The sequence below is a fragment of the Noviherbaspirillum aerium genome, from assembly GCF_008929045.1.
In the GTDB taxonomy this organism is placed as follows: Bacteria; Pseudomonadota; Gammaproteobacteria; order Burkholderiales; family Burkholderiaceae_D; genus Noviherbaspirillum; species Noviherbaspirillum aerium.
In genome coordinates, this window is sequence record NZ_VFAH01000008.1 from 141,021 (window position 1) to 166,193 (window position 25,173).

The 25,173-nt window shown below is 60.5% G+C and carries 23 protein-coding genes; 14 read left to right on the forward strand and 9 right to left on the reverse strand.

Annotation, left to right across the window (positions count from 1 at the left end):
• The first annotated feature begins 43 nt into the window (after positions 1-43).
• From FH061_RS13785 to FH061_RS13800, 4 genes are all read left to right on the forward strand, one after another.
• Entirely contained in the window at positions 44-1,087 is a 1,044-nt protein-coding gene (locus FH061_RS13785) for a Fe(3+) ABC transporter substrate-binding protein (RefSeq protein ID WP_151636403.1), read from the forward strand.
• Between the two features lie 98 nt (positions 1,088-1,185).
• On the forward strand, positions 1,186-3,456 hold the full coding sequence (locus FH061_RS13790) for a TonB-dependent receptor (RefSeq protein WP_404822468.1): 2,271 nt from the start codon (positions 1,186-1,188) through the stop codon (positions 3,454-3,456).
• A 10-nt stretch (positions 3,457-3,466) separates the two neighbouring features.
• Positions 3,467-4,156: a Fe2+-dependent dioxygenase gene (locus tag FH061_RS13795; RefSeq protein WP_151636404.1), complete on the forward strand. Its 690-nt coding sequence runs from the start codon at positions 3,467-3,469 to the stop codon at positions 4,154-4,156.
• Entirely contained in the window at positions 4,153-5,268 is a 1,116-nt protein-coding gene (locus FH061_RS13800; RefSeq protein WP_151636405.1) for an alpha-hydroxy acid oxidase, read from the forward strand. Before FH061_RS13795 ends, FH061_RS13800 begins: the two co-directional genes overlap by 4 nt.
• A gap of 393 nt (positions 5,269-5,661) precedes the next feature.
• Here the strand turns inward: FH061_RS13800 and FH061_RS13805 are convergent, their stop codons facing one another.
• The 3 genes from FH061_RS13805 to imuA form a co-directional block, all read right to left on the reverse strand.
• Entirely contained in the window at positions 5,662-8,898 is a 3,237-nt protein-coding gene (locus FH061_RS13805) for an error-prone DNA polymerase (protein ID WP_151636406.1), read from the reverse strand.
• 197 nt (positions 8,899-9,095) lie between these two features.
• Positions 9,096-10,565 (reverse strand): Y-family DNA polymerase, encoded by a 1,470-nt coding sequence (locus FH061_RS13810; protein WP_151636407.1) that lies wholly within the window; start codon positions 10,563-10,565, stop codon positions 9,096-9,098.
• Between the two features lie 18 nt (positions 10,566-10,583).
• On the reverse strand, positions 10,584-11,372 hold the full coding sequence (imuA, locus tag FH061_RS13815; RefSeq protein WP_151636408.1) for a translesion DNA synthesis-associated protein ImuA: 789 nt from the start codon (positions 11,370-11,372) through the stop codon (positions 10,584-10,586).
• A gap of 140 nt (positions 11,373-11,512) precedes the next feature.
• Between imuA and FH061_RS13820 the strand changes: the two genes are divergently transcribed.
• Positions 11,513-12,397 (forward strand): GIY-YIG nuclease family protein, encoded by an 885-nt coding sequence (locus FH061_RS13820; RefSeq protein ID WP_151636409.1) that lies wholly within the window; start codon positions 11,513-11,515, stop codon positions 12,395-12,397.
• Positions 12,398-12,443: 46 nt separating this feature from the next.
• On the opposite strand, the gene FH061_RS13825 is transcribed toward FH061_RS13820, so the two are convergent.
• On the reverse strand, positions 12,444-13,085 hold the full coding sequence (locus FH061_RS13825) for a hypothetical protein (RefSeq protein WP_151636410.1): 642 nt from the start codon (positions 13,083-13,085) through the stop codon (positions 12,444-12,446).
• A gap of 266 nt (positions 13,086-13,351) precedes the next feature.
• Here FH061_RS13825 and FH061_RS13830 point away from each other — a divergent pair, with 266 nt between their 5' ends.
• A complete protein-coding gene (locus tag FH061_RS13830; protein ID WP_151636411.1) occupies positions 13,352-13,534 on the forward strand; it encodes a hypothetical protein in 183 nt (60 codons plus the stop codon).
• Here the strand turns inward: FH061_RS13830 and FH061_RS13835 are convergent.
• On the reverse strand, positions 13,516-15,255 hold the full coding sequence (locus FH061_RS13835; protein WP_225984661.1) for a RecQ family ATP-dependent DNA helicase: 1,740 nt from the start codon (positions 15,253-15,255) through the stop codon (positions 13,516-13,518). The genes FH061_RS13830 and FH061_RS13835 overlap by 19 nt on opposite strands.
• A 284-nt stretch (positions 15,256-15,539) precedes the next feature.
• Between FH061_RS13835 and FH061_RS13840 the strand changes: the two genes are divergently transcribed.
• Positions 15,540-15,743, forward strand: coding sequence for a cold-shock protein (locus tag FH061_RS13840; protein ID WP_088707577.1), 204 nt, complete (start codon positions 15,540-15,542; stop codon positions 15,741-15,743).
• Between the two features lie 133 nt (positions 15,744-15,876).
• Here the strand turns inward: FH061_RS13840 and FH061_RS13845 are convergent, their stop codons facing one another.
• Positions 15,877-16,800: a LysR family transcriptional regulator gene (locus FH061_RS13845; protein ID WP_151636412.1), complete on the reverse strand. Its 924-nt coding sequence runs from the start codon at positions 16,798-16,800 to the stop codon at positions 15,877-15,879.
• A 177-nt stretch (positions 16,801-16,977) separates the two neighbouring features.
• Between FH061_RS13845 and FH061_RS13850 the strand changes: the two genes are divergently transcribed.
• Together FH061_RS13850 and FH061_RS13855 are read left to right on the forward strand one after the other, a co-directional pair.
• A complete protein-coding gene (locus FH061_RS13850; RefSeq protein ID WP_151636413.1) occupies positions 16,978-17,736 on the forward strand; it encodes a sulfite exporter TauE/SafE family protein in 759 nt (252 codons plus the stop codon).
• A 121-nt stretch (positions 17,737-17,857) separates the two neighbouring features.
• Positions 17,858-18,220, forward strand: a complete 363-nt coding sequence (locus tag FH061_RS13855; protein ID WP_151636414.1) for a hypothetical protein — start codon at positions 17,858-17,860, stop codon at positions 18,218-18,220.
• Between the two features lie 16 nt (positions 18,221-18,236).
• On the opposite strand, the gene FH061_RS13860 is transcribed toward FH061_RS13855, so the two are convergent.
• Positions 18,237-18,836: a MarC family protein gene (locus FH061_RS13860; RefSeq protein WP_151636415.1), complete on the reverse strand. Its 600-nt coding sequence runs from the start codon at positions 18,834-18,836 to the stop codon at positions 18,237-18,239.
• A gap of 120 nt (positions 18,837-18,956) precedes the next feature.
• Between FH061_RS13860 and FH061_RS13865 the strand changes: the two genes are divergently transcribed.
• Entirely contained in the window at positions 18,957-21,212 is a 2,256-nt protein-coding gene (locus FH061_RS13865) for a xanthine dehydrogenase family protein molybdopterin-binding subunit (RefSeq protein ID WP_151636416.1), read from the forward strand.
• Positions 21,213-21,271: 59 nt separating this feature from the next.
• Here FH061_RS13865 and FH061_RS13870 read toward each other — a convergent pair whose 3' ends face one another.
• Positions 21,272-21,709: a thioredoxin family protein gene (locus FH061_RS13870; protein WP_151636417.1), complete on the reverse strand. Its 438-nt coding sequence runs from the start codon at positions 21,707-21,709 to the stop codon at positions 21,272-21,274.
• Positions 21,710-21,842: 133 nt separating this feature from the next.
• On the reverse strand, positions 21,843-22,043 hold the full coding sequence (locus tag FH061_RS13875; RefSeq protein ID WP_151636418.1) for a YjfB family protein: 201 nt from the start codon (positions 22,041-22,043) through the stop codon (positions 21,843-21,845).
• 95 nt (positions 22,044-22,138) lie between these two features.
• On the opposite strand from FH061_RS13875, the gene tsaB reads away from it, so the two are divergent.
• From tsaB to FH061_RS13895, 4 genes are read left to right on the forward strand one after another with little or no spacing between them, the layout of a single operon-like run.
• Positions 22,139-22,822 carry a tRNA (adenosine(37)-N6)-threonylcarbamoyltransferase complex dimerization subunit type 1 TsaB gene (gene tsaB, locus FH061_RS13880; RefSeq protein ID WP_151636419.1) on the forward strand — a complete coding sequence of 228 codons (684 nt, stop codon included), beginning with the start codon at positions 22,139-22,141 and terminating at the stop codon, positions 22,820-22,822.
• A complete protein-coding gene (gene rimI, locus FH061_RS13885; RefSeq protein WP_151636420.1) occupies positions 22,819-23,310 on the forward strand; it encodes a ribosomal protein S18-alanine N-acetyltransferase in 492 nt (163 codons plus the stop codon). The genes tsaB and rimI overlap by 4 nt, the downstream gene beginning before the upstream one ends.
• The gene (locus FH061_RS13890) at positions 23,307-24,116 is read left to right on the forward strand and encodes a uracil-DNA glycosylase (RefSeq protein ID WP_225984662.1); all 810 of its coding nucleotides are present in this window, start codon (positions 23,307-23,309) and stop codon (positions 24,114-24,116) included. Before rimI ends, FH061_RS13890 begins: the two co-directional genes overlap by 4 nt.
• Positions 24,100-25,110, forward strand: coding sequence for a DUF1853 family protein (locus FH061_RS13895; RefSeq protein WP_151636421.1), 1,011 nt, complete (start codon positions 24,100-24,102; stop codon positions 25,108-25,110). Before FH061_RS13890 ends, FH061_RS13895 begins: the two co-directional genes overlap by 17 nt.
• Positions 25,111-25,173 lie beyond the last annotated feature (63 nt).

The window sequence follows — 25,173 nt, forward strand, 5'->3', positions numbered from 1 at the left end:
CCGTCTGGTGCGCCATTGCACCGTTCAAGAATAAGGATTTCTCATGAATATTTTCGCCAAGAAGCGTATTGCCGTTGCCGTCCTGTCCCTGCTTTGCGCAACGACTGTGTACTCGCAGGAGAAAGTTCTCAATCTCTATTCGGCGCGTCACTATCAGACCGACGAGCAGCTCTACAATAACTTTACGCAGCAGACCGGTATTCGTATCAATCGCATCGAAGCGGATGATGCCGCGCTGGTGGAGCGGCTGCGCAACGAAGGCAAGAACAGTCCGGCCGACGTGATCCTGCTGGTCGATGCGGCCCGCCTGTGGCGCGCGCAGGTGGAAGGCCAGTTCCAGCCGGTGCGTTCGACAGTGCTGGAAGAGCGAATCCCCGCCAATCTGCGCGGCGGGGACGAGGGGCAGGGCGCCCAGTGGTTTGGCTTGTCCACCCGTGCCCGCATCATTGTCTACAACAAGGTGCGCGTAAAGCGTGAAGATGTCGCTACCTATGAATCGCTGGCCGACCCGATCAACAAGGGCAAGGTCTGCACCCGTTCCGGCAACCATCCGTACATGCTTTCCATGATCGGCTCGATGATCGAGCGCAGCGGTGAAGCGGCGACCGAAAAATGGGCACAAGGGATGGTCGCCAATTTCGCGCGTCCGCCGCAGGGTGGCGATACCGACCAGATCAAGGGCGTGGCCTCGGGCGAGTGCGGCATTGCGGTGGCCAACTCCTACTACTACGCGCGCCTGCTGCGCTCGACGAAGTCCGAAGACCGCGAAATGATGAACAAGGTCGGCTTCGTATGGCCGAACCAGGAGAGCTCCGGGACTCACATCAACGTTGCCGGCGGTGCGGTAGCCAGGTACGCGCCCCATCGCGAGGCCGCAGTGAAATTCCTTGAATACCTCGCCGGTGATGAAGCCCAGGCCTATTTCGCCAACGGCAATAACGAATGGCCGGTGGTCTCATCTGCGGTGCCGAAGAACCCGGTGCTGCAGCAGATGGGCAAATTCAAGACCGAGAACGTATCGATTACTGCCATCGGCAAGAACCAGATCGCGGCCCAGAAGATACTCGATCGCGTCGGCTACAAATAATTTTTTCGCTTTCACTTTTCCATCACTCATGTCGCAGCCAGCCACTCCCTGTTGATAGCCAGCCTGACGATTCAATTCACTATCCACAGAAATATAAAATGAAAAAGAAATCTGCAAAACGCCACGCACTCGAGGCTGGGAAGCGTGCACGGCAAGTCCAGACCTCGGCACAGGCCGAAACGCGCCGTACGTCCAGCCTGCCGCTGGGCGCACTGATGCTTGCTGCATCGGTTTCCGCAACCGCGCAGAACGTCGCTCCGGCCCCCGCTTCCTCAGATCAGGTGATGCCGACTGTGGAAGTGCAGGGCCAGCGCGAAACCCTGAGCAAGGATTCGCTGCGTACGACCACCACCGGCATCGGCAAGGGCACCCAGCAACTGCGTGACATACCGCAGTCGGTGACGGTAATGACCGAGCGCCTGATCGACGACCGCAACCTGGATGATTTCCGTGAAGTGCTGCGCACCACCGCAGGCGTCACGTTCCAGGCCGGCGAAACAGGGGAGGAGGATGTACGCCTGCGCGGCTTTTCGCTGGGCCAGGCCGGCGATATTTATACGGACGGTCTGCGCGACGGCGCGCTGTACGAGCGCGACACCTTCAATAACGATCGCATCGAAGTGCTGAAAGGTTCGGCCTCGATGTTGTTCGGCAAGGGTTCGACCGGCGGCATCGTCAACCAGGTCAGCAAGATGCCTTTCCTGTTTGACCAGCACGAGGTTACCTATACCCTCGGCAGCGGCGACTTGCACCGCTTTACCGGCGACTTCAATATCAAGACGGGCGACGATGCAGCCCTTCGCCTGAATGCGATGGTGCACAATGCGGATAACTGGGGCGCCAAGCAGAAGAAGCTCGGCATCGCACCGACTTACAGTTGGGGCATCGGGACCCGTGACGAGTTCACCGTGGGTCTGTTCCACCTCGATATCGACGGCCGGCCGAACTACAGCAATCCCTGGTTCCTTTCCGGTGGCAATCGCGGCACTATTCTCGAGACGCTGCCGGCCAAGAACTATTACGGTTTCGCCAGTGATTACCTTGATACCCGCGCCACCTACGGCACGCTGGCCCACGTACATCGCTTTGATGACGGCAGCCAAGTCAAGACCCAGGTGCGTCATGGCCGCTACGAGCGCGACTTGTGGGCCAGCGTAATTCAGTTTGCCCCCGGCACGACCAGGGAAAACTTCAGCGACGCCACCGTCCTGCGTCGGGCGCCTAAAGGTCGCACTGCCGTCAGCGACACCACGCAACTGTCGAGTGATTACTCAGGCAAGTTCAACTTCGGCGGCCGCCAGCATGAACTGCTGACAGGGGTCGATTTCTACCAGGAAGACGCCAAGCGCAACAACAGCTTCCCCGGCACCGCGAGTCCGCTGACGACCACGGTTGGCACGCCGAATGATGGCGACTGGCGCGCCGATACGCGGGGAAATCCTGTGTACAACAATTTCGACGCGCGCAACATCGGTCTGTATGCGCAGGACATGGTCAGCATCACCGACACTTTCAAGCTGCTCGGCGGTTTGCGCTTCGACCACTTCACCGCCAAATACAATACCGCGGCCGGTCTGAGCAATGACCGCAGCGAAAGCCTCTGGTCGCCCCGCGTCGGCGCGCTGTTCCAGCCGAGCGACTGGGCATCGTATTACGTGTCCTACGGTACTTCCTACAATACTTCCGGCGACACCTACCAGTTCACTCCGGCCGCGCCGACACCTGGTTCGCAGGCGGAGCGGGACGCCAATACACCGGCGGAGAAGAGCCGCAACTTCGAACTGGGCGGCAAGTGGGAGCTTTTCGAGAAGCGCACTTCGCTCGGTCTCGCCGCGTTTTACAGCGAGAAGTACAACGAGCGCAACACCGACCCGGATACCGCATCCACCCAGCAGCTCCTGTCGGGTAAACGGCATGCAGCGGGCCTGGAGTTCAACCTCGCCGGCCGCATCACGCCGAAGTGGGAAGTGTTCTTCAACCATACCTGGATTCCGCGCGCCAAGATCGACAATAGCAATGTCGCCCTCAACGCGGCAGGCACCGGTCCGCAAGTGCAGGGCGACCGTCCGGGCCTGACGCCAAGGCACAGCGGCAGCCTCTGGACCACGTACCGTATCCTGCCGGATCTTCGCCTTGGCGCCGGCCTGACCTACCGCGGCCAGCAGAACCCGGAGGGTGCACGGCACGTGACGGCAGACAGCTTCACCGTAGTTGATGCAATGGCCGAGTACACGATCAATCAGACGTGGTCCGCCAAGCTGAACGTAACCAACCTGACTGACAAGCTCTATGCCGATTCCCTGTACCGCGGTTTCTATGCGCCTGGCGCACCGCGTCGTGTGGAACTGACGCTGAAAGCGATGTTCTAGGAAATCTCTGATGCTTCTGCACCTGAAGAACGTCCTCTCCCGCGACGAACTGGCGACTGCCCGGGCACTGCTCGGGCAGGGGGCACCGTGGGTGGACGGACGGGTGAGTGCGGGCGGCCAGGCGGTTGCCCGCAAGAACAACGAGCAACTGGCACAGGACAGCGATGTCTCTCGCCAGCTGCAGTCGTTGATCCTGGCTGCGGCGCAGCGCGACCCGCTGTTCTTTTCCGCAGCCCTGCCGCGCAAGATCTTCAATCCGCTGTTCAATCGTTATCGTGGCGACAGCAATTATTACGGCGCGCATATAGACGGCGCCGTGCTTTATTCCCGCAACCCCGCGCAATGGGTACGCACCGACTTGTCCTGCACCTTGTTCCTGTCCGAGCCTGACGAATACGATGGCGGCGAGCTGGTAATGCAGGACCCGCAGGGCGAGCGCCGCATCAAGCTGCCGGCCGGTGACCTGGTGCTCTATCCGGGCACGACCCTGCACCAGGTGACACCCGTGACACGGGGAACGCGCCTGGCAAGCTTCTTCTGGATCGAAAGCATGGTGCGCGGTAGCGACCAGCGTCAGCTGCTCTTCGAGATGGACATGGCGCTGCTGAAACTGCGCGACTCTCTTGGAGAACAGGAGCCTTCAGTGGTGCAGCTGACCGGCACTTACCACAACCTGTTGCGGATGTGGGCGGATACGTGAGCGGACTTCCCTCCGTTGAACCCATCCCCGAGGGTGTTGTAAGCCTTGAGGATCATGAACGGCATGCGACCCAACGCCTGGATGCCAATGCGCTAGCCTATTTCTGCGGGGGCGCCGCCGATGAGATCACGCTCCGTGCCAACCGGGTCGCCTGGGACGGCATCCAGTTGTCGTCCCGGGTGTTGCGCGATCTGGTCGGAGGCCATACGCGCACGGCCTTGTTCGGCCGCACGCTAGCTCACCCCATCCTGCTGGCCCCGGTGGCGTTTCAGCGCATGGCGCATCGTGATGGCGAAATGGCGACCGCCTACGCGGCCAGCATGCAGGGCGCGGGACTGGTGCTGAGTTCGCAGGCGAGCGTGCTGCTTGAAGATGTGGCACTCGCCGTATTGGCTGAACGGCAGCGCGGACCGCTGTGGTTTCAACTCTATTTTCAGCACGATCGCGGTTTTACCGAAGAACTCGTGCGCCGTGCCGAAAATGCCGGATACGAAGCGCTGGTGGTTACCATCGACGCCTCCAGCAGCGGCGTACGGGACCGGGAGCGCCGCGCAGGCTTCAAGTTGCCATCGGGCATATCCGCAGTCAATCTTGCCGGCCTGCCGGCCGCCAAGCCATTCATGCTGGAAGCAAATCAGAGCCGCATGTTCGATGCACTATTGAAGACTGCTCCGACCTGGAAAGACATCGAATGGCTGCGTGGCATCACGCGTTTGCCGATCATTCTCAAAGGGATCATGCATCCCGCAGATGCGCAGCTTGCGGCGCACCATGGCGCGGATGGCGTCATCGTCTCGAACCACGGCGGCCGGACGCTAGATACCCTGCCTGCAACAGCGGCCGTGCTGCCCAGGATTCGTGCCGCGGTGGGGCCGCAATTTCCGCTACTGGCCGATGGAGGCATCCGGCGCGGCACCGATGTTTTGAAGGCGATTGCACTGGGCGCCGATGCGGTCCTGATCGGACGTCCCTATATATTTGGCCTGGCCAACGCAGGAGCCATGGGCGTATCGCATGTGGTAAGACTGCTTCGCGATGAGCTGGAAATCGCCATGGCCTTGTGCGGCTGCGCCACACTGGCCGAGATCAATTCGGATGCATTATTCAGCTGAGCCTCTGGTATCGATGACATGTCATGTCAAAAAACTTAGATGCTTTTTCTTCCGAACTCGATGTTTCTTTCTTTCGTCAAGGTTGATGCTGCAGTCATGGATTGATGAACAGTTGTCGGATGGCGAACGCAACTTGGCCAAGTGCAAAACACGTGGTCTCATGCCATGACCCTCTTGGGTTTGGCAACGGGACAGCGGTTGCCCATAAGCCCATCGCCGCCAATAACTAGAGCGGATTGCCGGTGAATGGTCGGCCGCCTCGGCTTGCCCTGGGCACTTGGCCGCGTTGTTCGTCGCTGGTGTGGCCCGCCACACGGGGCTCCTTGCGCCTTGCCCTGCATCCCAGGGCAAACCGATTCTTCCATACATCCACCTGCAATCCGCTCTAATCTTTCACGCAAAGTCCCTGCTGTGAAATTGCAGCCGCCCTAACAATCCTGACATGTCCACCAGCCGGCTGGCCACCAGGTGATGCACATTGCTTTCACATTGCCATACGCCATACACACCTAGCAGCTGCGATCCAAGCAATTCCCTGCGGTAGCGTTCGATCAGCGCCGGCCATACGATGACATTGACCAGTCCGGTCTCGTCCTCGATCGTGACGAACATGGTGCCGTTGGCCGTCTGCGGGCGCTGGCGAACCGTGACAATGCCGCATGCTCGTGCAAGCTGGCGATCCGCGAAGGTATGCAATGTCTCCGCGGGCAGGAAACGCTTTGCCGCCAGCGAGGCACGCAGCAGGGCCAGTGGATGCCTGCCGAGCGTGAGGCCGGTGGAGTGATAGTCCGCCACAATGTCTTCTCCTTCGGTTGGCGCAGCAAGCCGCACCGGTTCTTCTTCGATGCCTGCCGTCTTGAGCAGCCCCTTGTCCGGCTCGGATGTCACTGCATGCCACAGCGCCTGGCGCCGATGCCCGGCCAGCGCCTCCAGGGCATTGGCATTGGCCAGCATCTCCAGGTCATGCCGCGTCAGCTGCGCGCGCAGAGCCAGATCCGCCAAGTCCCGGAAAGACCTGACCGCGCGTGCTTCTTCAATACGCCAGCCCGTCTCGCGGGACAAGCCGCGAACCATGCTGAAACCCAGGCGCACCGCAGGCTGGCCTTGGGGCGGCGTTGCCATCGCGCCGGTTTTTTGCATGACATCAGGTAGCTGCATGGCCGCCTCTCCGTCGGACCATTCCAGCCTGGCATCCCAGTCGCTGTAACGGATATCGACCGGACGTACCGTGACCTTGTGGCGACGGGCATCCTGGACCAGTTGTGAAGGCGAATAGAAACCCATCGGCTGGCTGTTCAGGAGCGCAGCCAGAAAGGCAGCCGGTTCATGGCATTTGATCCAGGAACTCGCATAGGCCAGCAAGGCAAAGCTTGCCGCATGGCTTTCAGGAAAGCCATACTCGGCGAAGCCGTGAATCTGCCGCACGATGGCGTCGATGAACTCCTCCTCGTAGCCATTTTTTTTCATGCCGGCTATGAGCTTGTCCTGGAATTTCCCGATGTCGCCCTTGCGCCGCCATGCCGCCATCGCGCGCCGCAACTGATCGGCTTCCCCGGCGGTGAAGTCGGCCGCCAGAATGGCGATCTGCATGACCTGTTCCTGGAAAATGGCAACGCCAAGCGTGCGCGACAAGGCCTGCCTGATCTTCTCGCTGGGGTAGGTGACCGGCTCCAGTCCCTGCCGGCGACGCAGATAGGGATGCACCATGCCTCCCTGGATCGGGCCCGGGCGCACGATCGCCACCTGAATCACCAGATCATAAAACTCCCTGGGACGCAGGCGCGGCAGCATGGTCATCTGCGCCCGGCTTTCGATCTGGAACACGCCGATGGTGTCGGCCCTGGAAATCATGGCGTAAGTGGCCGGATCTTCGCGCGGGATGTCCGGCAGGCTGAAGGGCTCGCCGCGCAGGTCGGTGATGAAATCCAGCGCACGGCGGATCATGCTGAGCATGCCCAGTGCGAGAATGTCGACCTTGAGCAGGCCCAGCGCATCGATGTCGTCCTTGTCCCATTGCACCACGCTGCGATCCTTCATCGCGGCATTTTCAATCGGCACAAGCCGGGAAAGCTTGCCGCGCGCGATGATGAAACCGCCAGGATGCTGCGACAGGTGGCGGGGAAAACGCATCAGTTTTTCGGCGATGTCGGCCCATTGCACGGCCATTGGCGATTCCTTCTCCATCCCGCATTCGGCAAAGCGCTCGGCCAGGCTGTTCTTGCCGTCCCACCAGCGGTGCGACTTCGCGACCTGGTCGACGATGCCCAGATCCACGCCAAGGGCCTTGCCGACATCGCGCAGCACGCTGCGCGGCTTGTAGCTGATGACGACCCCGGTCAGGGCCGCGCGCAGCCGTCCGTACTTGTTGTAAATGTACTGGATGACTTCTTCCCTGCGCTGGTGTTCGAAATCGACATCGATGTCCGGCGGTTCATCGCGCTCTCTTGAGATGAAGCGCTCGAAAAGCAGGGTGCTGCGCGAAGGATCGACCTCGGTGATGCCCAGGCAATAGCAGACCACCGAATTGGCGGCGGAACCGCGCCCCTGACAGAGAATGCCCGCGCTGCGCGCAAAGCGCACGATGTCGTACACGGTCAGGAAATAGGGCTCATAACGCTTCTCCTCGATCAGGCTGAGCTCGTGTTCGAGTTGCTGCTGCACTGCCGGGGGGATGCCGTTGATAAAGCGCTCCATGGCGCCGGCATAGACTTCTCGCCGCAGATAGGCGACGGGTGTATAGCCAGGGGGGACGAGTTCGTCCGGATATTCATAGCGCAGTTCATCGAGCGAGAATGTGCACAGTTCGGCGATGCGCAAGGTTTCCGCCAGAGCGGCAGCCGGATAGATATTGGCCAGCCGCAGCCGCGAGCGCAGGTGTTGCTCTGCATTCGGCGCAAGGTCGTAGCCGCATTCGGCAATCGATTTGCCAAGTCGGATGGCGGTCAGCGTATCCTGCAGCGGCTTGCGCGAGCGCACATGCATGCAGACGCTTCCGGCGGCGACGATCGGCAGGCCCGCCCGGCCGGCGGCTTGATTGACAACGGCGCGATGGCGGTCATCACCGGGATGAAGGAGCAGTGTCAGTCCGACCCAGGCGCGTGACGGAAATGCGCGCGCCATCCATTCCGCCTGCCAATCCAATTCATCGGCTGCAATGCCGGGTGGGGGCAGCAGAATGGCAAGGCAGCCTGGCATGCCGCGCAAGTGAGCATAGTCCTGTGGCGGCGAAGTGAAGTCTTCCAGGGTAAGGCGGTAAGTTCCTTTCTGCGTGCGCGTGCGAGCCAGGGTAATCAGTTCCGACAGATTGCCGTAGCCATCCCTGTCGGTGGCGAGCAGGCTCAGTCTGAATGCGGGGCGGCCGTCCGCATGCGCCAGCTGGAAGACGCTGCCGATGATCAGATGCAGCCCGCACTGCCTGGCTTCGCCATGGGCACGCACCACGCCGGCCAGCGAGCATTCATCGGTCAGCGCCAGGGCTGCGTAACCGAGCTGCGAGGCTCGCAGCACGAGTTCCTCGGGATGAGAGGCGCCATGCAGGAAAGTGAAATTCCAGAGGCAGTACAGCTCGGCATATGCGGGCAGTAGAGGAGAGGACGGGCTGGAGAACTTTGGCGACTGGTCAAGACTCACGTTGGCTTGAATTTATACTGTATAAAAATACAGTATAAAACGGCAAGCTGTCTTTTTGTCAATGTAAATCTGCTATTGCCAATGGATGTTGCATACCCGCGTCATGCACATGTCGCCTGCGTCGATGGCATGCCATGCCGCGCCGCCGGTAGCTCCTCCTTCACAGGCTGTCGCCTGCCCACTTGCCCTTTGCCGCTTCAACCGAACAGGCCCTGAAGAAACCAGCAGATTTCCATGCCGTGCCGCTCCCGGTATATCCAGTAGAAATTCGAGTTTTCTGCCTGCGCGACAAAATAGTCGCGCATGATCAGCCTGCCATCCCACCAGCCGCATTCAATGCGTTCCGGCCCTTTCACCATGCGCAGAGGCGAACCGTAGTAGGGCCGCTCATTGCGCACGATCAGTTCGACCGGTTGCTTGAGCAGCCAGAACGGCCTTTCCGCGTAATGCACATTTCGGCCGGCCGCACTTTCCGCGGCATGGCCAGGCGTCCATGCATTGGCAATTTCCGGGCGATGGTCTGCCTGCGGCGACGGGGCCAGAACGCCATGGTCGCCCAGCCTTGCCTTGAGCAGTTCCAGCAGGCGGTGAAAGTCGGCCGGTGCTCCGCCGGGTTCGGGAAACAGTGATTCGGTGGGCGGCAGCATCGGGGAAATCTGTGCCACTTCGAGCCGAAGCCCGATGACTGGAGCGATGAGCTCGACGCGGGCCAGCCTTTCCTTGAGCAGTCGCGTCAGGTGCTCCTCCTGCCATACCGGCGCGGCCAGTGCGATCTCCAGCGGCGTCGGCGCAATTGCGGTGCGGCCGCGTTCATGTTCGAGCAGCAGGAGGAAGCGCGATACCGCGAGCTGCCGGGCAACCAGCCAGCCGGTCATTTGCAGCAGCAGGCGCCGCGCGGCGAACAAGGCGGAATCGGCATGCTCGATGCGATCGGGCAGTTCCAGCCGGGCGGCAAAGCTCTGCGGCGGCTGCACCCAGTCGTGCAGTTCGGCAGCTTGTCCATAGGCGCGATCGAGCGCATCCAGCACGCTTTTGTCGCAGCGTCGCTGCAAGCCGGCGCGCGGCAGCTTGCGCAGGTCGCCAAGCGTCTTGCAACCGATGCCTTCCAGCCATTGCAGGTAAGGCTGCACTTGCGGCAGCAGCATGCAGGGCAGGGCGTCGAGACGGCGCATCATGTTCCCCATGCGTATCATCCGACGCCGTGCCGGCCTGCGGCCGGAACGGGCACAGGCCAGCAACCAGGCACCTTGCGCGGTTGGTGCCATGCTCAGCTGCGGCGTGAAGCCGAGCACGAGCATGCTATGACGCACCAGGCGGGACAGCGCCAGGCGGCCGCCGAATGCGCGCAGGCTGGCGGTGACATCGAGCAGCAGACTGCAGCGTTCGGCGAAAGCCACTTCCGGGGTGTACTGCAAGAGAGCAAGCGCGATGCTGTCGAGCGCTTCCCGTTCCCTGGTTTCGTCACGTTCATGCAACGTCGCATCCGGACAAATAGTCTGCACGCCGGCGCGGCGCATGCCGATACGCACGCCGGCATGCGCTGCTTGCGGACTCATCGCCATTACATATTCACGATGGATGAGCACATGCTTGCCCGGCTCGCTCCAGCACGGCCGCAGGGCTTCAAGCGGAAACAATGGCAGGTGTATGCCGATCCAGGAGCGCATCCGTTTTCCCGTCTTGCGTCAATTGACAGGATGAGCTTGCGCCTGGGCGGCAATCGCCTCGGTGAGGCTGGCACCTTGCGCGCGTGCCCCGGCCTGTCCAGCATGGCTGGTCCGGTGGCGGGAAGACGGGTCTTGCGGGATGTTGAATGGATGAGGCACCGCAGGCATGTCGTTCATGCTCAGGTGAAGCGGATCGTCACGGTGCGGACCACGGCGCTTGAGGATCTGGATCTGCACGCCGTCGGCGGCGGGACGCAGCGCCAGCCGCAGCGGAGCGGGTGAGGCATCCTGCATGCAGGCCAGCGGCCGCATCAGCCAGAACAAGGTATCGCTTCCCTGCGCCGCGAGATGAAGGCGTCGCAGCGAGTCGGTGCGCACATGCGATTGCCAGAAGATGAGGGCGCCGCAACTGCGGTTGCTGAGAATCTGTTCCGCGCTCCACAGCGCGTCCGCACTGCGCTCAGCCTGAATCCAGAGCAGGCTGCCGAGCGGCAGACCCCAGTTTGCCCAGGCGGAGATATGGGGCAGATGCGGTGGCTGCACGAGGGCGATACGGCGCTTGCCGGCAACCGCTTTCAAAGCGGGGCGCAGCAGCCGCATTTCTCCAATGCCCGGCTGCTCCATCAGTAGTTCGATCAGACCTGCCTTCGGCCAGCCGCCATTCGGCAATTCCTGATCAAGAAGCGGATGACCCGTGGATGTGACTGCGCAATGTCCTGATGCCATCTGGTCGGCGCGCCACACCGCGTGAGGCAGGGAGGGGAAACCTCCATCGAGCAGCCTTGCAGCGGAAACTAATGTGGACATGCGGACCTCCTAGTATTTTCACGGCGATGCCAGGCATCAATTTATACTGTATAAATATACAGTATAACGTGGAGACAGCTTAGTCAAATTTGTCATGTGATTGATCTGTCTTTATATTTTTTTAAAGAGTCTTGTGTCCTATGCAACCCCATGTCACCTCTCTCGGCCTGCTGATCAAGCCGAATCCCGCCGATGCCTTCGAATATCCGCATCACATTGATCGCGCCAGTCTGGATGCTCTGCCGTCGAAGCCCGGCATCTACATCTTTCGAGATGAAAACGACCGGCCTCTTTACATCGGCAAAAGCATCAATATCCGCACGCGCGTGCTGTCCCATCTGCGTACGCCCGAGGAAGCGCGCATGCTGCAGCAGAGCAGTTATGTCGAATTCCAGCGCACGGCGGGCGATATCGGCGCGTTGCTGCTGGAGTCGCGCCTGATCAAGGAAATGCAGCCGCTGCATAACAAGAAGCTGCGACGCACGCGCGAGATGTGTTCATTGCGCCTTGGAGCCCATGTGAAGTCGATGCCCGAAGTGGTGTATGCGCGCGATCTCGATTTTGCCTGCACGACCGACCTCTACGGCTTGTTCGCCACGCGCAGGGCCGCGCAGGAGAAGCTGCGCGAAATCGTCGAGATGCAGATGCTGTGTCCTGCGTTGACCGGACTGGAAGCATCCATGCGGGGCAGGGCCTGCTTTGCCCACCAGATATCGCGCTGCCTTGGCGCCTGCGTTGGTGTCGAGACGGCGCAGGAACATTACCGGCGCCTCAAGGCTGCGCTGAATGAAATGCGCGTCATGATCTGGCCTTATGAAGGTGCCATGGGTATTGTCGAGGAATGCGACGGCTGGAAGCAGACCCATGTGGTGGACCACTGGGCCTATCTCGGCTCGATTGATCACGCCAAGGGGGCGAAGCCTGTCAAGCGCCCGGCCAGGCGGGCATTTGATGTCGATACTTACAAGATACTGGTCAAGCCCATGCTGCGCGGTGAATTGTTCGTACAGCCGGTTCAGCTCTGAAATCAAGGAGCCAGACAACCAGGCGCGCTACCGATCCTGAAAAGATTCAAAGATGGTATGCCTTCTGGAAGCGGCGGCGCATGGCGATCGGCGCAGATGAAAGCGAAATGAAAAAGCCGTGCGCCGGTATGTGCCGGGCACGGCCTTGGCCGGTATGGCGGTTGCGTTTATTTCGATGCGCCGCCTGTGGTGCCGCCGGTGCTGCCTGCACTGCCGCCGGAAGGCGAAGTCGTGCTGCCTGTGGAACCGGTAGTGCCACCAGTTGTGCTGCCAGCGCTTCCGCCGGTGCTGCCTGCGCTGCTGGAGCTGGTATCGCTGCCAGTGCTACCTGCGCTGCCGGTCGTACCGGTTGTGCCGCCGCTGCTGCCCGGAGTGCTCGATGCTCCGCCTGCGGAGCCGCCGGTACTTCCTGCGCCGCCAGCAGCGCCTGCGCTCGATGCATCGCTGCCTGTGCTGCCCGTACCACCCGGCGTTGCGCCAGTGGTGCCGCCGGCAGTGCTTCCGGTGCTTCCGGCTGCGCCAGGTGTTGTAGCGCCAGCGCTGCTATCAGTGCTACCGGTGCTGCCTGCCGCACCAGTGCTGCCTGTTGTTCCGCCGGTGGCGCCGGTGCTGCCGGCTGCCCCAGTGCTGCTGCTGGTGCTGCCAGCACCAGCGCCAGCAGTGCCGCCATCTTTCTTGTCGCAAGCACCCAGGGTCAGCGTGGCTACGAGCGCCGCGAGCAATACTGAATATTTCATGTCGGTTCCTCTCAAGAAAATATAGTTGTAAGCAAGTACACGGCCATTGGAGAAACTTGGTTGGCTTAAGTGCCTGCACAAGTCTTGATAAACCTCAATGTGAATATGATTTTTTCAACAGCAGAATAAGATTTCGGCTTCTGCATTAGCGGGAACAAAGCACCGGTAAAGAGAAAGCCTTTCCATAGAGCCGTCCCGAATTTTCCTTCTGCAGTGAATGGGTGAACTGCAGAAGGAAAGCCTTATTACCGTGCCCGAGAAGGTAATGGTGAAGATGGAGCCGGGCAAGCAAGAGCAGCAGCCACCTGCATTGGCATTACATACGGCGACATACGGCGCCACTATGGCGACGCATGACGTTGTGCGTCCTGCAGCAACTGCTCAGGCAGCCTTGACATAATCCCTCAGAAAGGTCTTGGTCTGCCGATCGGGGAAAACGATGGTCACCTTGTCGCCGGCCGATGAAACCACGCGGCCTTCTCCGTATTTGGGAACGCGTACGGCCGTACCGACATCCGGTAACGGATCCTTGTCGTCGTGCAGCGGGGGCGGCGCATGGTCGCGTACGTGTTCCGGACTCAGCGCCTGCTCCGGAGGCTGCCGGCAATTGTCGCAACTGCCGCAGCGCGACCAGTCGGCCTGCTCCGCGAAGTAATCAATCAGCACCTTCCAGCGGCAGAATCCGGTCTGCGCATAAAACACCATGCGTTCCAGTGCTTCATGATCCCTCGCACTCTTGTCGCGGTAGGTTTCCACCAGCCTTGCCAAATCTTTGGACTTCGCACGGATGCCGGTAACACGGTAGGCCAGTTCCTCGTTCTGCTCCATCAGTTCACCATCCCTGAGCAGTTTGAGCGAAACCTGCAGGCGCGTATCCGACAGCTCTTCCAGCTCTTCATGCAGACGCGCGAAGGAGACGAAGCCGCCATTGGCCGTCAAGGATTGCAAGACCGAATAAACCGAACTCAGATCGTCAACGCCCGGATAACGCCGGGCCAGGAAGAACTGCTGCACCTGCTTGTCCTTCGCATGGTAGAGCAGTATGCAATCTGCCGGTTCGCCGTCGCGCCCCGCGCGTCCCGACTCCTGGTAATACGCCTCCAGGTTGCCCGGTATCTGAAAGTGAACCACGAACCGGATGTCCGCCTTGTCAATGCCCATGCCGAATGCGTTGGTAGCGACCATGATGCGGCTTTCTCCATTCATGAACGCATCCTGGTTCTGCGAACGCACTTTGGCTGACAGTTGGCCATGATAGTAGGTGACGCTTTCGCCGGCCGCCTGCAGCGCTTCATGCACTTCTTCGACCGCCTTCACCGTCGCCGCGTAGATGATGCCCGCGCCTTGCTCCTCTCGCGCCAGACGGATGATCTGACTCAGCTTCTCCGCGTCGTCGGTCACCGCAATGGACCGATAGTGAAGATTTGACCGGTATATGCCGGTATTTATGACATGCATGTCATCAAGATCGAGTTGCTTGACGATGTCATCCACGACTTCCTGCGTCGCGGTTGCCGTCAGTGCCAGCACGGTCGGATTTCCCAATGCCTTGATGGCTGCGCCAAGGTTCAGAAAGGCCGGGCGGAAATCATGCCCCCACTGTGAAATGCAATGGGCTTCATCAATGACGAACAGGCTGATCTTGTTATGAGAGATGGTATCGATGAAATCGGGATCGGAGAGCCGCTCGGGCGTGACGAACACAAATTCGTGATCCGCCTGCTTGATGCTTTCGAGAATGGATGCTTCTTCACGCGTGCTCAAGGTGCTGTTGACCTCGGCTGCGCCAACGCCGGCATTTTCCAGCTTGGAGGCCTGATCCTTCATCAGCGAGATAAGAGGCGAGACGACCAGGGTCATCCCCGGCATCTTCAGTGCCGGCAGTTGGTAGCACAACGATTTGCCTGCTCCGGTAGGCATGATCGCCAGGGTATGGCAGCGATGCAGCACGTTGTCGATCACTTCCTTCTGTCCTGGACGCAGTTCTTCGATACCGAAGGTTTCATTCAGCGTCTCGTGCAGCTCGGCCTTGGATATTTTTGTGTGCGGACGCCGCGCCATGGAAGAGGGCGACATTTTTCGTCCGCCGCTTCTTGTCGACGGCGAGGTATGAATAGACATGAATCAGCAGCTCCGAGTCAATTTGATGCGATGCCCGATGCAGCATTCATGCCTAGACCATCGATGCTGAAATGCATCTTTTTCCTATGAAAAACCTCTCTCGGAGCCCGCATGGCGGAGATGGGAAAAAACTAAAATTTATTCATCCATGCCCATCATATCGGTTACAATGCCACGACCGATTGAAGTTTGAACTAGTAGTGCAGTATTTGTCTGTCATTTCTTTCTTGCTTCAAAGGATCGACCCGGGCGCAAGCCCAATTTAACTGATAGGAATGTAAGTAATGGCAACAGGTACTGTTAAGTGGTTCAACGACGCTAAAGGCTTTGGTTTCATCACTCCGGACGAAGGCGGCGAAGATCTGTTCGCGCACTTCTCCGCGATCCAGTCCAATGGCTTCAAATCGCTCAAGGAAAACCAGCGCGTTTCTTTCGAAGTCACGACTGGCCCGAAGGGCAAGCAGGCTTCCGCGATCCAGCCGCTGTAATAGCCAGCTGATCCAAGCGCAATGAAAAACCCCGGCATGCCGGGGTTTTTTTCTGGGTGCGCCATTCGTCGATACCCTTATCATTGATCCGGAGCGATGTTCCTGTCCTGCACCGTATCTTCCGAGAGTAAGCTCAATTTGCGTTATCCGTCATTGACTTCCGCCAGTAATCGGGCGCGGCATAAGCATGCCGCAGGAAATCGACAAACGCCCGAATGCGCAGCGGAAGATGGCGCCGCTGTGCAAATACTGCATAGATGTCATTGCCCGGCGCGGCAAATTCGTCGAGTACCGTGACAAGCTGGCCGGCCTCGATCGCGCTCCCCACTTCCCACATCGACCGCCACGCCAGCCCCTTGCCTGACAGCGCCCATTCATGCAGGACCGCACCGTCATTGCACACCATGTTTCCGACTACCTTCAAGGTGACATTCTTGCCGTTTTGACGAAAGGTCCAGCCGCGCTGGCTACCCTCGCTGCTCATGGCAAGACAGTTGTGCTTGGCAAGATCATCCAGCGACATGGGCATTCCATGACGCTTCAGATAAGCGGGCGAGGCCACGACAACGCGCTTGTTGTCGGCGAGTTTGACGCCGATCAGGTTCGAGTCCGACAATGCCGCGATGCGGATGGCAACATCAATGCCTTCCCCAATCAGATCCACTACCCGGTCATTGAGATTCAGTGTCACCGCCACATCACGATGCTCCGCGAGGAACGAGGGGAGCAGCGGAGCAACATGCTGGCGGCCGAAACCGGCAGGCGCGGAAATCAGCAGATGGCCGCTGGCCCTTGCGCTGCGTTCGGATACCGCGGACTCCGCATTTTCAAGATCGGCAAGGATCTTCTGGCAATCTTCGAGAAAGGCAATTCCTTCGTTGGTGAGTGCAATCTTGCGGGTGCTGCGCTGGAGCAGCTTGACGCCAAGCCGTTCTTCCAACGCGTCCAGCCTGCGCCCAATCATCGCAGGCGCAATCCCTTCCGCCCGTGCCGCTGCGGAAAGACTGCCCTTGGCGGCGACATCCACAAAGGTCGAAATTTGCTTGAACTGATCCATGCCGGGAAGATAGGAGATTTGATATTAAAACGCAATAATAAAGTGATTATTCGTTCGGCCTTTGCTTAATTATATTTAATATACTCATGCATGCCGAGAATGCATTGAGTAGTGGAAAGTGGTCCGTTCCCAAGGCATTTCTCCGCTTCACCAAACAACATCATGGAGATCATATCAATGACAGGCTGGCAAATCGCTCTCGTAGGTATTGCGGCTTTTTGTGCGGGCGCGATGAATTCGGTGGCTGGCGGCGGCACCTTTTTTTCCTTTCCCGCCTTGCTGGCTGTCGGCGTGCCGCCGGTCGCGGCAAACGCCAGCAATTCGGTGGCGCTGTGGCCGGCAAGCCTGTCGGGCGCATGGGCTTATCGCAAGGAACTGTCACGCTACAAGCGTTACCTGATTCCCATGGGAATCGTCTCCTTCATCGGCGGCATCGGCGGCGGGTTGCTGCTGCTGGCCACCCAGGACGCAACCTTTTCCAAGCTCATTCCCTGGTTGCTGCTGTTTGCCACGATCCTCTTCGCCTTCTCCGGGAAAATTTCATCATGGCTGCGCGGTCCGGAGTCCGGCAAGCCCGGCAACAGTCCGACTTCGCTGGCCGGGCAGGCGGTGGTATCGGTCTATGGAGGCTTTTTCGGTGCAGGCATGGGCATCCTGATGCTGGCCAGTCTCGCCATGGCCGGACACGACGACGTTCACGAGATCAACGCCATCAAGAATCTGCTGTCGGCCATTATCTACAGCGTGACGGTACTGACGTTTGTCGCAGCAGGCGCCGTCAACTGGCCTTATACCCTGATCATGCTGGCCACGGCAACGCTGGGCGGTTACTGGGGCGCGACCATCGCCCGCCGGATTCCCGCGCTGTGGCTACGTCGCTTCATCATCACGGTGGGCATGCTGCTGACGCTCTTCTACTTTTACAAGACCTTGTAAGGGACGCTCCGCTGTCTCCTCGGCATGCGGCATGCGGCATGCGGCCAAATTCCGAAAGCGCTTAAGCGCCCTCAATACAGCGCGCCACCATGCAGGCAAGCTATCAGGCCAAGGGGGTGATATGAATCTGCGCTCGATCGAAGCCGATGCCTTGCTGCTCGCGTACGCGGATGCGTACGCGGAGCCGGCGGCGCATGATCGCGGCAAGCTGGAGGCGGCATTGCTGCATCCGCTGACCGTGGCAGCCGCAGGCGCCGCCGATATTGCAGACATCGCGGTGGCATACATGCGCGGCATGCTGGAGTATGCGCCGTTTCCCCGGTCGAATGCCCAGGCAGGCCTGCTCGCCATGGAGCTCTTCCTGCTGCAGAACGGCTGGAACATCACCGCTCCGAATGAAGCACAGCGGCAGATGATGCACAGGCTGGAAGCCGGGCAGTGCTCCGACCGGGAGTTCGCGGACTGGCTGCGTCTAAGCCTTTAAAGCGATACCAGAGTCTTCAAAGCGACTTCACATAGGCGCGGATACCGGCAAGCAGCATCTCGACCGCCATGGCCGTGAGTATCAACCCCATCAAGCGTTCGAACGCCGTCATGACGCGAGGGCCAAGCACCCGCTGCATGCGTTCCGCGCTCAGCAATACCACCAGCCAGATGGCGGCGACGGACAGCAGAACACCCGTATGCAGCATCATTTCCATGGTGGTACTGGAGGAAAAGAGCAGGACCGTCACCAGCGCGGAAGGCCCTGCCAGCGCCGGAATGGCCAGCGGCACAATGAATGGCTCGCCGGTTTCACCGCCATCGCCCAGCACGCCTCCGGGCTGCGGGAATACCATGCGCAGTGCGATCAAGAACAGGATGACGCCGCCGCCGATCCGCAGTGCGATATCGGTGAGCTGCAAGGCGTTGAGAAAATGCCTCCCGAAGAACATGAAGACCAGCAGAAGCAGGAACGCGATCAGGCATTCCCGGACAATGACCTTGCCCCGCCGTTCCGGCGGCACATGAGCCAGGGCGCTTGCAAACAGGGGCACGTTGCCGAACGGATCAGTGACAAGCAAGAGAATGATGAACGACTGGAAGAAATTCTCGGTCATGGCGTTAATCTCTTTCTTGAAATGTTCTTATAGAGTGATGTCTCGGAACGAGAGAGCCCTGTCAAGCCGGCGAATGGCGTAGCATGCCATAAAGACCGCAAAACAAAATACGGATGAGACATGCGATCCACCGAATCAAAAAAGAAGTCGCGCCGCCGCTTCCTGCTCGGCGGACTGGGTGTGGCCGGCGCCCTCATTGTCGGCTGGGGAGTGATGCCGCCCCGGCAGCGCCTCCATATGTCCAATCCCTTGCCCGCAAAAGCAGGCGAAGTGATGCTCAATGGCTGGATCCGGATGGCGCGCGACGGCACGGTCACTGTCGCCATGCCGCAGTGCGAGATGGGGCAGGGCGTGTTCACCGCCTTGCCGATGCTGGTCGCGGAAGAACTTGATGTGCCGCTGGAACAGGTAAGGATCGAGCAGGCTCCGGTCGATCGCATTTTCGGGAACATGGCAGTCTTGACCGACAGCCTGCCGTTTCATCCGGATGGAGCCGGAACCTTCAAGGAGACCGCGCGCTGGTTCACCGGCAAGGCTGCGCGCGAACTCGGCCTGATGATCACCGGTGGTTCGACCTCTGTGAAGGATGCATGGATGCCGATGCGCGAGGCGGGCGCCGCGGCGCGCGCAATGCTGGTGGCCGCCGCCGCCGCGGAGTGGAATGTCGATGCCCAGACATGCCGTACCGAGAACGGCGCGGTCATCCATGCCGGCGGCAGGCGCGCTGCTTATGCCGACCTGGCAGAGAAGGCGCTGAACTCAAGGCCCGCCGCGGTAAGGCTCAAGCGCCCCAATCAATTCAGGCTGATCGGTACCGCACAGCCGCGCCGCGATTCCGCGGCCAAGGTCAATGGCTCCGCTGCGTTCGGCATGGATGTCCGTCCCGAGGGGATGGTGTATGCCGCAGTCAGAATGGCGCCGGCCATCGGCGGATCCATGCGCAGCGCAAGAACCGACGCGGCCAAGGCCATGCCCGGCGTGCTGGATGTGATCAATTTTTCCGGCGCCGCGCCCGGCATGGCAGGGCTGGCCGTGCTGGCCAGGACTTACTGGCAGGCGAAGCAGGCGGCGATGGCTTTGATGATCGACTGGGATGCCGGTCCGCACGAGGCTTTATCAACGCAAAGCGTGTTCCGGGAACTGGAGCAGCGCATCGATGCGGAATCCGGCTACGTATATCACGAAGCGGGGACGCCTGATCCGATGAAGACGGGCGTCAAGACCGTGCAGGCGGAATACCGGGCGCCATTCCTGGCGCATGCAACCATGGAACCGGTCAATTGCACAGCGCTTGTCAAGGAAGGCAAGGTCATTCTCTGGGTCCCCACGCAAGTGCCCAGCCTGGCCATCAATGTCGCCGCCAGCATCGCCAAAACATCCGTCGAGAAGGTGGAGCTGAACGTGACTTACATCGGCGGCGGCTTCGGCCGACGGCTGGAGACCGACATGATTGCCCAGGCGGTCTCGATTGCCGCGCAGGCAAACGGCGTGCCGGTGCAGGTGATATGGAGCCGCGAGGACGACATGGCGCATGACATGTACCGGCCTGCCGCGCTGGCGCGTTTCACTGCGGTGCTGGACAAGGCCGGCAGTGTGGTGAGCTATCGAAACAAGCTGGCCTCCGGGGCGATCACGCATCAAGTGCTCGCACGTACGATCGGCTACGAGGGCGTGGGGCCCGACAAGACCACGGCTGAAGGCGCATTCGACATGCCCTACGAGTTCAGCCATCAAAGCATTGCGCATGTGACCGTGCCAACGCCTGTCCCGCTCGGATACTGGCGTTCGGTCGGTCATTCGCACAATGCGTTTTTCAAGGAAAGCTTCATCGATGAACTGGCACATGCCGCCGGCAAGGATGAAGTGGAATTCCGCCGCGGCCTGCTGCAGCGGCATCCATACCATCTGGCGGTACTGGATGCGGCGGTGGCGCAGGCCGGCAAGCCGGGACCGGGCAGGGCGCACGGCGTGGCGCTGCATGCTTCATTCGGATCCATCGTGGCGCAGGTGGCGGAAGTCTCCATGGAAGGCAATGACATCCGGGTGCACAAGGTGACTTGCGCCATCGATTGCGGCCTCGCCGTCAATCCCAACATCATTGCGCAGCAGATGGAGTCGGGGATCGTGTTCGGGCTGAGCGCCGCCCTGTTCGGGGAAGTGACGATCAAGAACGGCAGGGTGCAGCAGCAGAATTTCCACGACTATCCGGTACTGAGAATGAATCAGGCCCCGGAAGTCCATACCATCGTGATGAAAAGCGCCGCGCCGCCGGAAGGCGTGGGCGAACCCGGTACGCCGCCGATCGCGCCCGCCGTCGCCAATGCGGTATTCAAGCTGACCGGCCGGCGACTGCGCAGCCTGCCGCTCAAGCTATAGGTCCGGTCCGAAAAATGAACCATCTTTCGGGCCGAAGCAATAAGCCAGGCAGCTTGATTTCAGGCAGCGTCTGCGTTGTCCAATAGCACGCGCAGGTTGCAGATGCGCTGCCATTCGCGTCGCTCTTTGGACAAGTCGGCTTCCATCTGCAACTGCTCACCGCTTTTCTCGGCCTGTGCCGCGATCAGCCGGTCTGCAATCTTCATGTCAGGCAACACCGTGCCGAAAAAGGCAACATTGCCGCCGCGCTGGATCAGTAGCGTCGGGAAGTTGTCGACATCGATATCGCCAATGAAATCGGCCTGGTCTTCGATGTCTATCCAGGCGAAATGCTTGTCAGGATGCAATGCGGCAAGCTGTTCAAAGCTGGCGCGATAGGAATCGCAAGTGCCGCACCACGCAGCGCAGAGGCAGGCAATCACCCAGGTGTCATTTTCCAGCCATTGGGCCAGTTGGGCGCGATTGTTCTCATCAAGGGTAAAGCCGGTCCAGGACATGAAGGTGAAAGCAGCGTGGCAAGTCGACGGGAGCCTTATTGTAAGGCAAGGACCTGCCTGCCGCTCGGTGAAGCAGAATCAGCAGACGATGCAGTCACTCAACTGGCTCGATCAACCCGGGCAGCAGTATTGCTCAGGCAGTCGTATTGACATTCTGTCCAAGGTGGGGAGGCAGATTCGCAGCCGGCGTTACCGGGGGCAGCGCCTGCAGCAGCGCCGTCGCATTACTGGCTTGCATGTCCATTGCCTTTTTCAGAACGGCGACATTTACCGCGTCCGCCGTGGCGGTCGATGCCATCGTTGTCGCAAGCCTCGCGATGTCCGTCACTTCCATAAGCCTCTCCTGTCATTTTCATCGGTAACGGCAAAGTCATGCCAAGCTTTAGCTATTTGGCCCGAAGAAGCATACCGGCACGGTAAAATAACGGCATGCGTACCATTCTTGCCATCGAAACATCCTCCGATCTCGCTTCCGCCGCCTTGCTGCACAATGGCCGGCTTCTCGCACGCGACAGTTCCGGCGTGCAGACCCACTCCCAGTCCGTGTTGCCCATGGTTCAGCAGCTGCTGGCCGAGGCAGGCGTGCCGCTTTCGCAATGCGATGCCATTGCATTCGGCGCCGGTCCCGGCTCCTTCACCGGCGTTCGTACCGCATGCGGCGTGGCGCAGGGCCTGGCTTTCGGGGCGGATCTACCGCTGGTTCCTGTCGTGACCCTGCAAGCCATGGCGCAGGCCTGCCGTGAACGCTGCGGTGCCGACGAGGTTCTGGTTGCGCTCGACGCCCGCATGGAAGAGGTGTACTGGGCGGAATATCGATTCGACAATGGCTGGCACACGGTAGCCGGACCCGCGCTCGCCGCCGCTTCGGCCGTGACGGCATCGGCAAGGGCGACCGCCTGCGGCAATGGCCTGATCGCCTATGCCCCCGCCTTTGCAGGCAAGGAATTCGCCATCTGTCCGGACATTGTTCCGCATGCCGCCCAGGTAGCCACGCTTGCTCTGGAGGAGTTGCTTGCAGGCCGCAGCATCCATGCACGCGAAGCCCAGCCGATCTACCTGCGCAACAAGGTTGCCCTGACCACGTCCGAACGTCTGGCAAAGGCGGCGGCATGAATGCCGTCTACAGAGTCGTCGCCGAATCGCCCGCACCGGACTCCCTGCGCTTCGCGCCCATGCGGGTCGAAGATCTCTCGGATGTGCTTGCCATCGAAAACGACGTATATCCGCATCCCTGGACGCGCGGCAACTTTCTCGATTCCCTCTACAGCGGTTACGAAAGCTGGACCTTGCGCGAAGCGTCCGGTCTGCTGGCCGGCTATTTCCTGGTGATGCTTGCGGTCGACGAAGCTCACCTGCTCAACATCAGTGTACGCCCCGACCTGCACGGACACGGCGTGGGCCGCATGCAACTCGACCGCATCGTCGCACTCTCAAGAGAGAAGGCCATGTCCTCGGTGCTGCTTGAGGTCAGGCCGTCCAACCAGCGCGCGCTGGAGGTGTACCGGCGTTACGGCTTTGCCGAGATCGGCAAGCGCAAGGGATATTATCCCGCCGCCAACGGCACGCGCGAGGACGCCATCGTGATGAGGTTTCATCTATGACCGCAAATTCGAATCGCCGCAAGGCTTTTCTTGAAGAGATGGATCTCGGACCGTTGTGGACGCAGCGCCACGCGCCGTCCGGACCGGAAGACGCATTGGCGGCGCCGGACGACGGTACGGCCATGCCGGGCCGGGAGGCTGGCGCGCAGCGTTCGGCGCAGGTTGCCATGCCAGTCGAGGAGGCTGGCCTGCCGGTGCATCCGAGCGCGCCGCCGCAGCCCGAAGTGGCTTTGATGGACTGGGCCACGCTCAAGGCCAATGTCGCCGGATGCGTTAAATGCGATCTGTGCCGCGGCCGTACCCGAACAGTATTCGGTGTCGGCGACGAGAAAGCGCGCTGGCTTTTCATCGGCGAAGGACCGGGCCGCAATGAGGATTTGCAGGGGGAGCCTTTCGTCGGCCAAGCCGGCAAGCTGCTCGACAACATGCTGATCGCCATGGGACTGCGCAGGGGCGAGAATGCCTACATCGCCAATATCGTCAAATGCCGTCCTACCGATGACAATGGCCGCGACCGGCCGCCGACGGCCGATGAGGTTGCGGCTTGCCTGCCCTATCTGGAGCGGCAGATCGAACTCATCCAGCCCACCATGCTGGTGGCGCTCGGCAAGACTGCCGCGCTTGCATTGCTCGGCCTGGATCCCGATACGCCGGTATCGCGCCTGCGCGGAAAGATCCATCGCTATGCCGGCCGGCCGCTGGTCGTGACCTACCATCCTGCCTATCTGCTGCGCAACATGGCGGACAAGCGCAAATCCTGGGAAGATCTCAGCCTGGCCATGGCCACTTATGCTGGTGCCGACTGAACCAACTGGGCCAATTGAGCCAGTTGGGCCGACCGACCCGCACCGGCACCGGCACCGCTATCAAGTCCGATTCCATGAGAGATGGAGTCATCTCAACAATCCGCATGTACGTACGCTGGCCTGGCTGCTCGACGCGCCCGACCTGCTCGACCCCAGGGCGGAAGAATGGCAGGGCCGGGTTGCCAGCCTGGAGCCCGTTGACGAAATGACGCGTGCATGGCTGGACGAGCTCGATAGCCTGCCCGCCGCACTGCAAGCTTCACTGGAAGTTCATCCTCACAAGCGCCTGGGCCGCTATGCGGAGCAGCTCATGGCGTTCTATCTGCAGCATCGCCGGTGGCTGGTCGCGCATGGCGTGCAGGTGCGTGCAGGAAAAAACCAGACCATCGGCGAGTTCGACTTTCTGCTGAGGCAGGGCGATGCCCTGGTGCACTGGGAATTCGCCACCAAGCTTTATCTGCTGGAATCCGGCGGCCATGGGAGGCAGGCGGATTACTATGTCGGTCCGAATCTGGCCGACACGCTGGGCGCGAAGATCCGGAAGATCATGGATCAGCAATTGATGCTGTCGCAGCATCCCGCCGCGCTGGCGCATCTGCCGCAACCGGTCAACCTGGCGCAGGCGCTGATCAAGGGGTGGCTGTTCTATCATGGCGAAACGCCGCTGCCGGCGCAGCCTCAGGGCATTTCCCATGGACACTGCAAGGGATTCTGGTGCGCTCTGCAGGAGGTCCGGCAATTATCGGCGCGGCATTATGCCGTGCTTCCACGGCTTGGCTGGCTCGCGCCGGCGAAGCTGCCGCGTCCGGCGGCACTCAGCCATGAGGAACTGACACGGCAGCTCCAGCGGCATTTTCAGGAGAACGACGCTCCGGTATTGATCGCCTTGCTGGAAGAGGGTGGGCAGGATTTCCTGCTTGAATCGGACCGCGGGTTCATCGTTCCGGACGACTGGCGCAGCCGCGCCGAGGTACGCATCCGGCATGCAGGATGACTCCTCAGCGCTTCAACGCGCCGGTTATCGAATCCTTCATTAAATTCCTGCCGCGGCTTGCAA

Excerpts from the sequence above, each read along its gene's own strand:
- FH061_RS13785 (WP_151636403.1), top strand. The coding sequence starts at position 44 with ATGAATATTTTCGCCAAGAAGCGTATTGCCGTTGCCGTCCTGTCCCTG.
- FH061_RS13790 (WP_404822468.1), top strand. The coding sequence starts at position 1,186 with ATGAAAAAGAAATCTGCAAAACGCCACGCACTCGAGGCTGGGAAGCGT.
- FH061_RS13795 (WP_151636404.1), top strand. The coding sequence starts at position 3,467 with ATGCTTCTGCACCTGAAGAACGTCCTCTCCCGCGACGAACTGGCGACT.
- FH061_RS13810 (WP_151636407.1), bottom strand. The coding sequence starts at position 10,565 with ATGCGCTCCTGGATCGGCATACACCTGCCATTGTTTCCGCTTGAAGCC.
- imuA (WP_151636408.1), bottom strand. The coding sequence starts at position 11,372 with ATGTCCACATTAGTTTCCGCTGCAAGGCTGCTCGATGGAGGTTTCCCC.
- FH061_RS13820 (WP_151636409.1), top strand. The coding sequence starts at position 11,513 with ATGCAACCCCATGTCACCTCTCTCGGCCTGCTGATCAAGCCGAATCCC.
- FH061_RS13830 (WP_151636411.1), top strand. The coding sequence starts at position 13,352 with ATGGGTGAACTGCAGAAGGAAAGCCTTATTACCGTGCCCGAGAAGGTA.
- FH061_RS13835 (WP_225984661.1), bottom strand. The coding sequence starts at position 15,255 with ATGTCTATTCATACCTCGCCGTCGACAAGAAGCGGCGGACGAAAAATG.
- FH061_RS13840 (WP_088707577.1), top strand. The coding sequence starts at position 15,540 with ATGGCAACAGGTACTGTTAAGTGGTTCAACGACGCTAAAGGCTTTGGT.
- FH061_RS13845 (WP_151636412.1), bottom strand. The coding sequence starts at position 16,800 with ATGGATCAGTTCAAGCAAATTTCGACCTTTGTGGATGTCGCCGCCAAG.
- FH061_RS13850 (WP_151636413.1), top strand. The coding sequence starts at position 16,978 with ATGACAGGCTGGCAAATCGCTCTCGTAGGTATTGCGGCTTTTTGTGCG.
- FH061_RS13855 (WP_151636414.1), top strand. The coding sequence starts at position 17,858 with ATGAATCTGCGCTCGATCGAAGCCGATGCCTTGCTGCTCGCGTACGCG.
- FH061_RS13860 (WP_151636415.1), bottom strand. The coding sequence starts at position 18,836 with ATGACCGAGAATTTCTTCCAGTCGTTCATCATTCTCTTGCTTGTCACT.
- FH061_RS13865 (WP_151636416.1), top strand. The coding sequence starts at position 18,957 with ATGCGATCCACCGAATCAAAAAAGAAGTCGCGCCGCCGCTTCCTGCTC.
- FH061_RS13870 (WP_151636417.1), bottom strand. The coding sequence starts at position 21,709 with ATGTCCTGGACCGGCTTTACCCTTGATGAGAACAATCGCGCCCAACTG.
- FH061_RS13875 (WP_151636418.1), bottom strand. The coding sequence starts at position 22,043 with ATGGAAGTGACGGACATCGCGAGGCTTGCGACAACGATGGCATCGACC.
- tsaB (WP_151636419.1), top strand. The coding sequence starts at position 22,139 with ATGCGTACCATTCTTGCCATCGAAACATCCTCCGATCTCGCTTCCGCC.
- rimI (WP_151636420.1), top strand. The coding sequence starts at position 22,819 with ATGAATGCCGTCTACAGAGTCGTCGCCGAATCGCCCGCACCGGACTCC.
- FH061_RS13890 (WP_225984662.1), top strand. The coding sequence starts at position 23,307 with ATGACCGCAAATTCGAATCGCCGCAAGGCTTTTCTTGAAGAGATGGAT.
- FH061_RS13895 (WP_151636421.1), top strand. The coding sequence starts at position 24,100 with ATGCTGGTGCCGACTGAACCAACTGGGCCAATTGAGCCAGTTGGGCCG.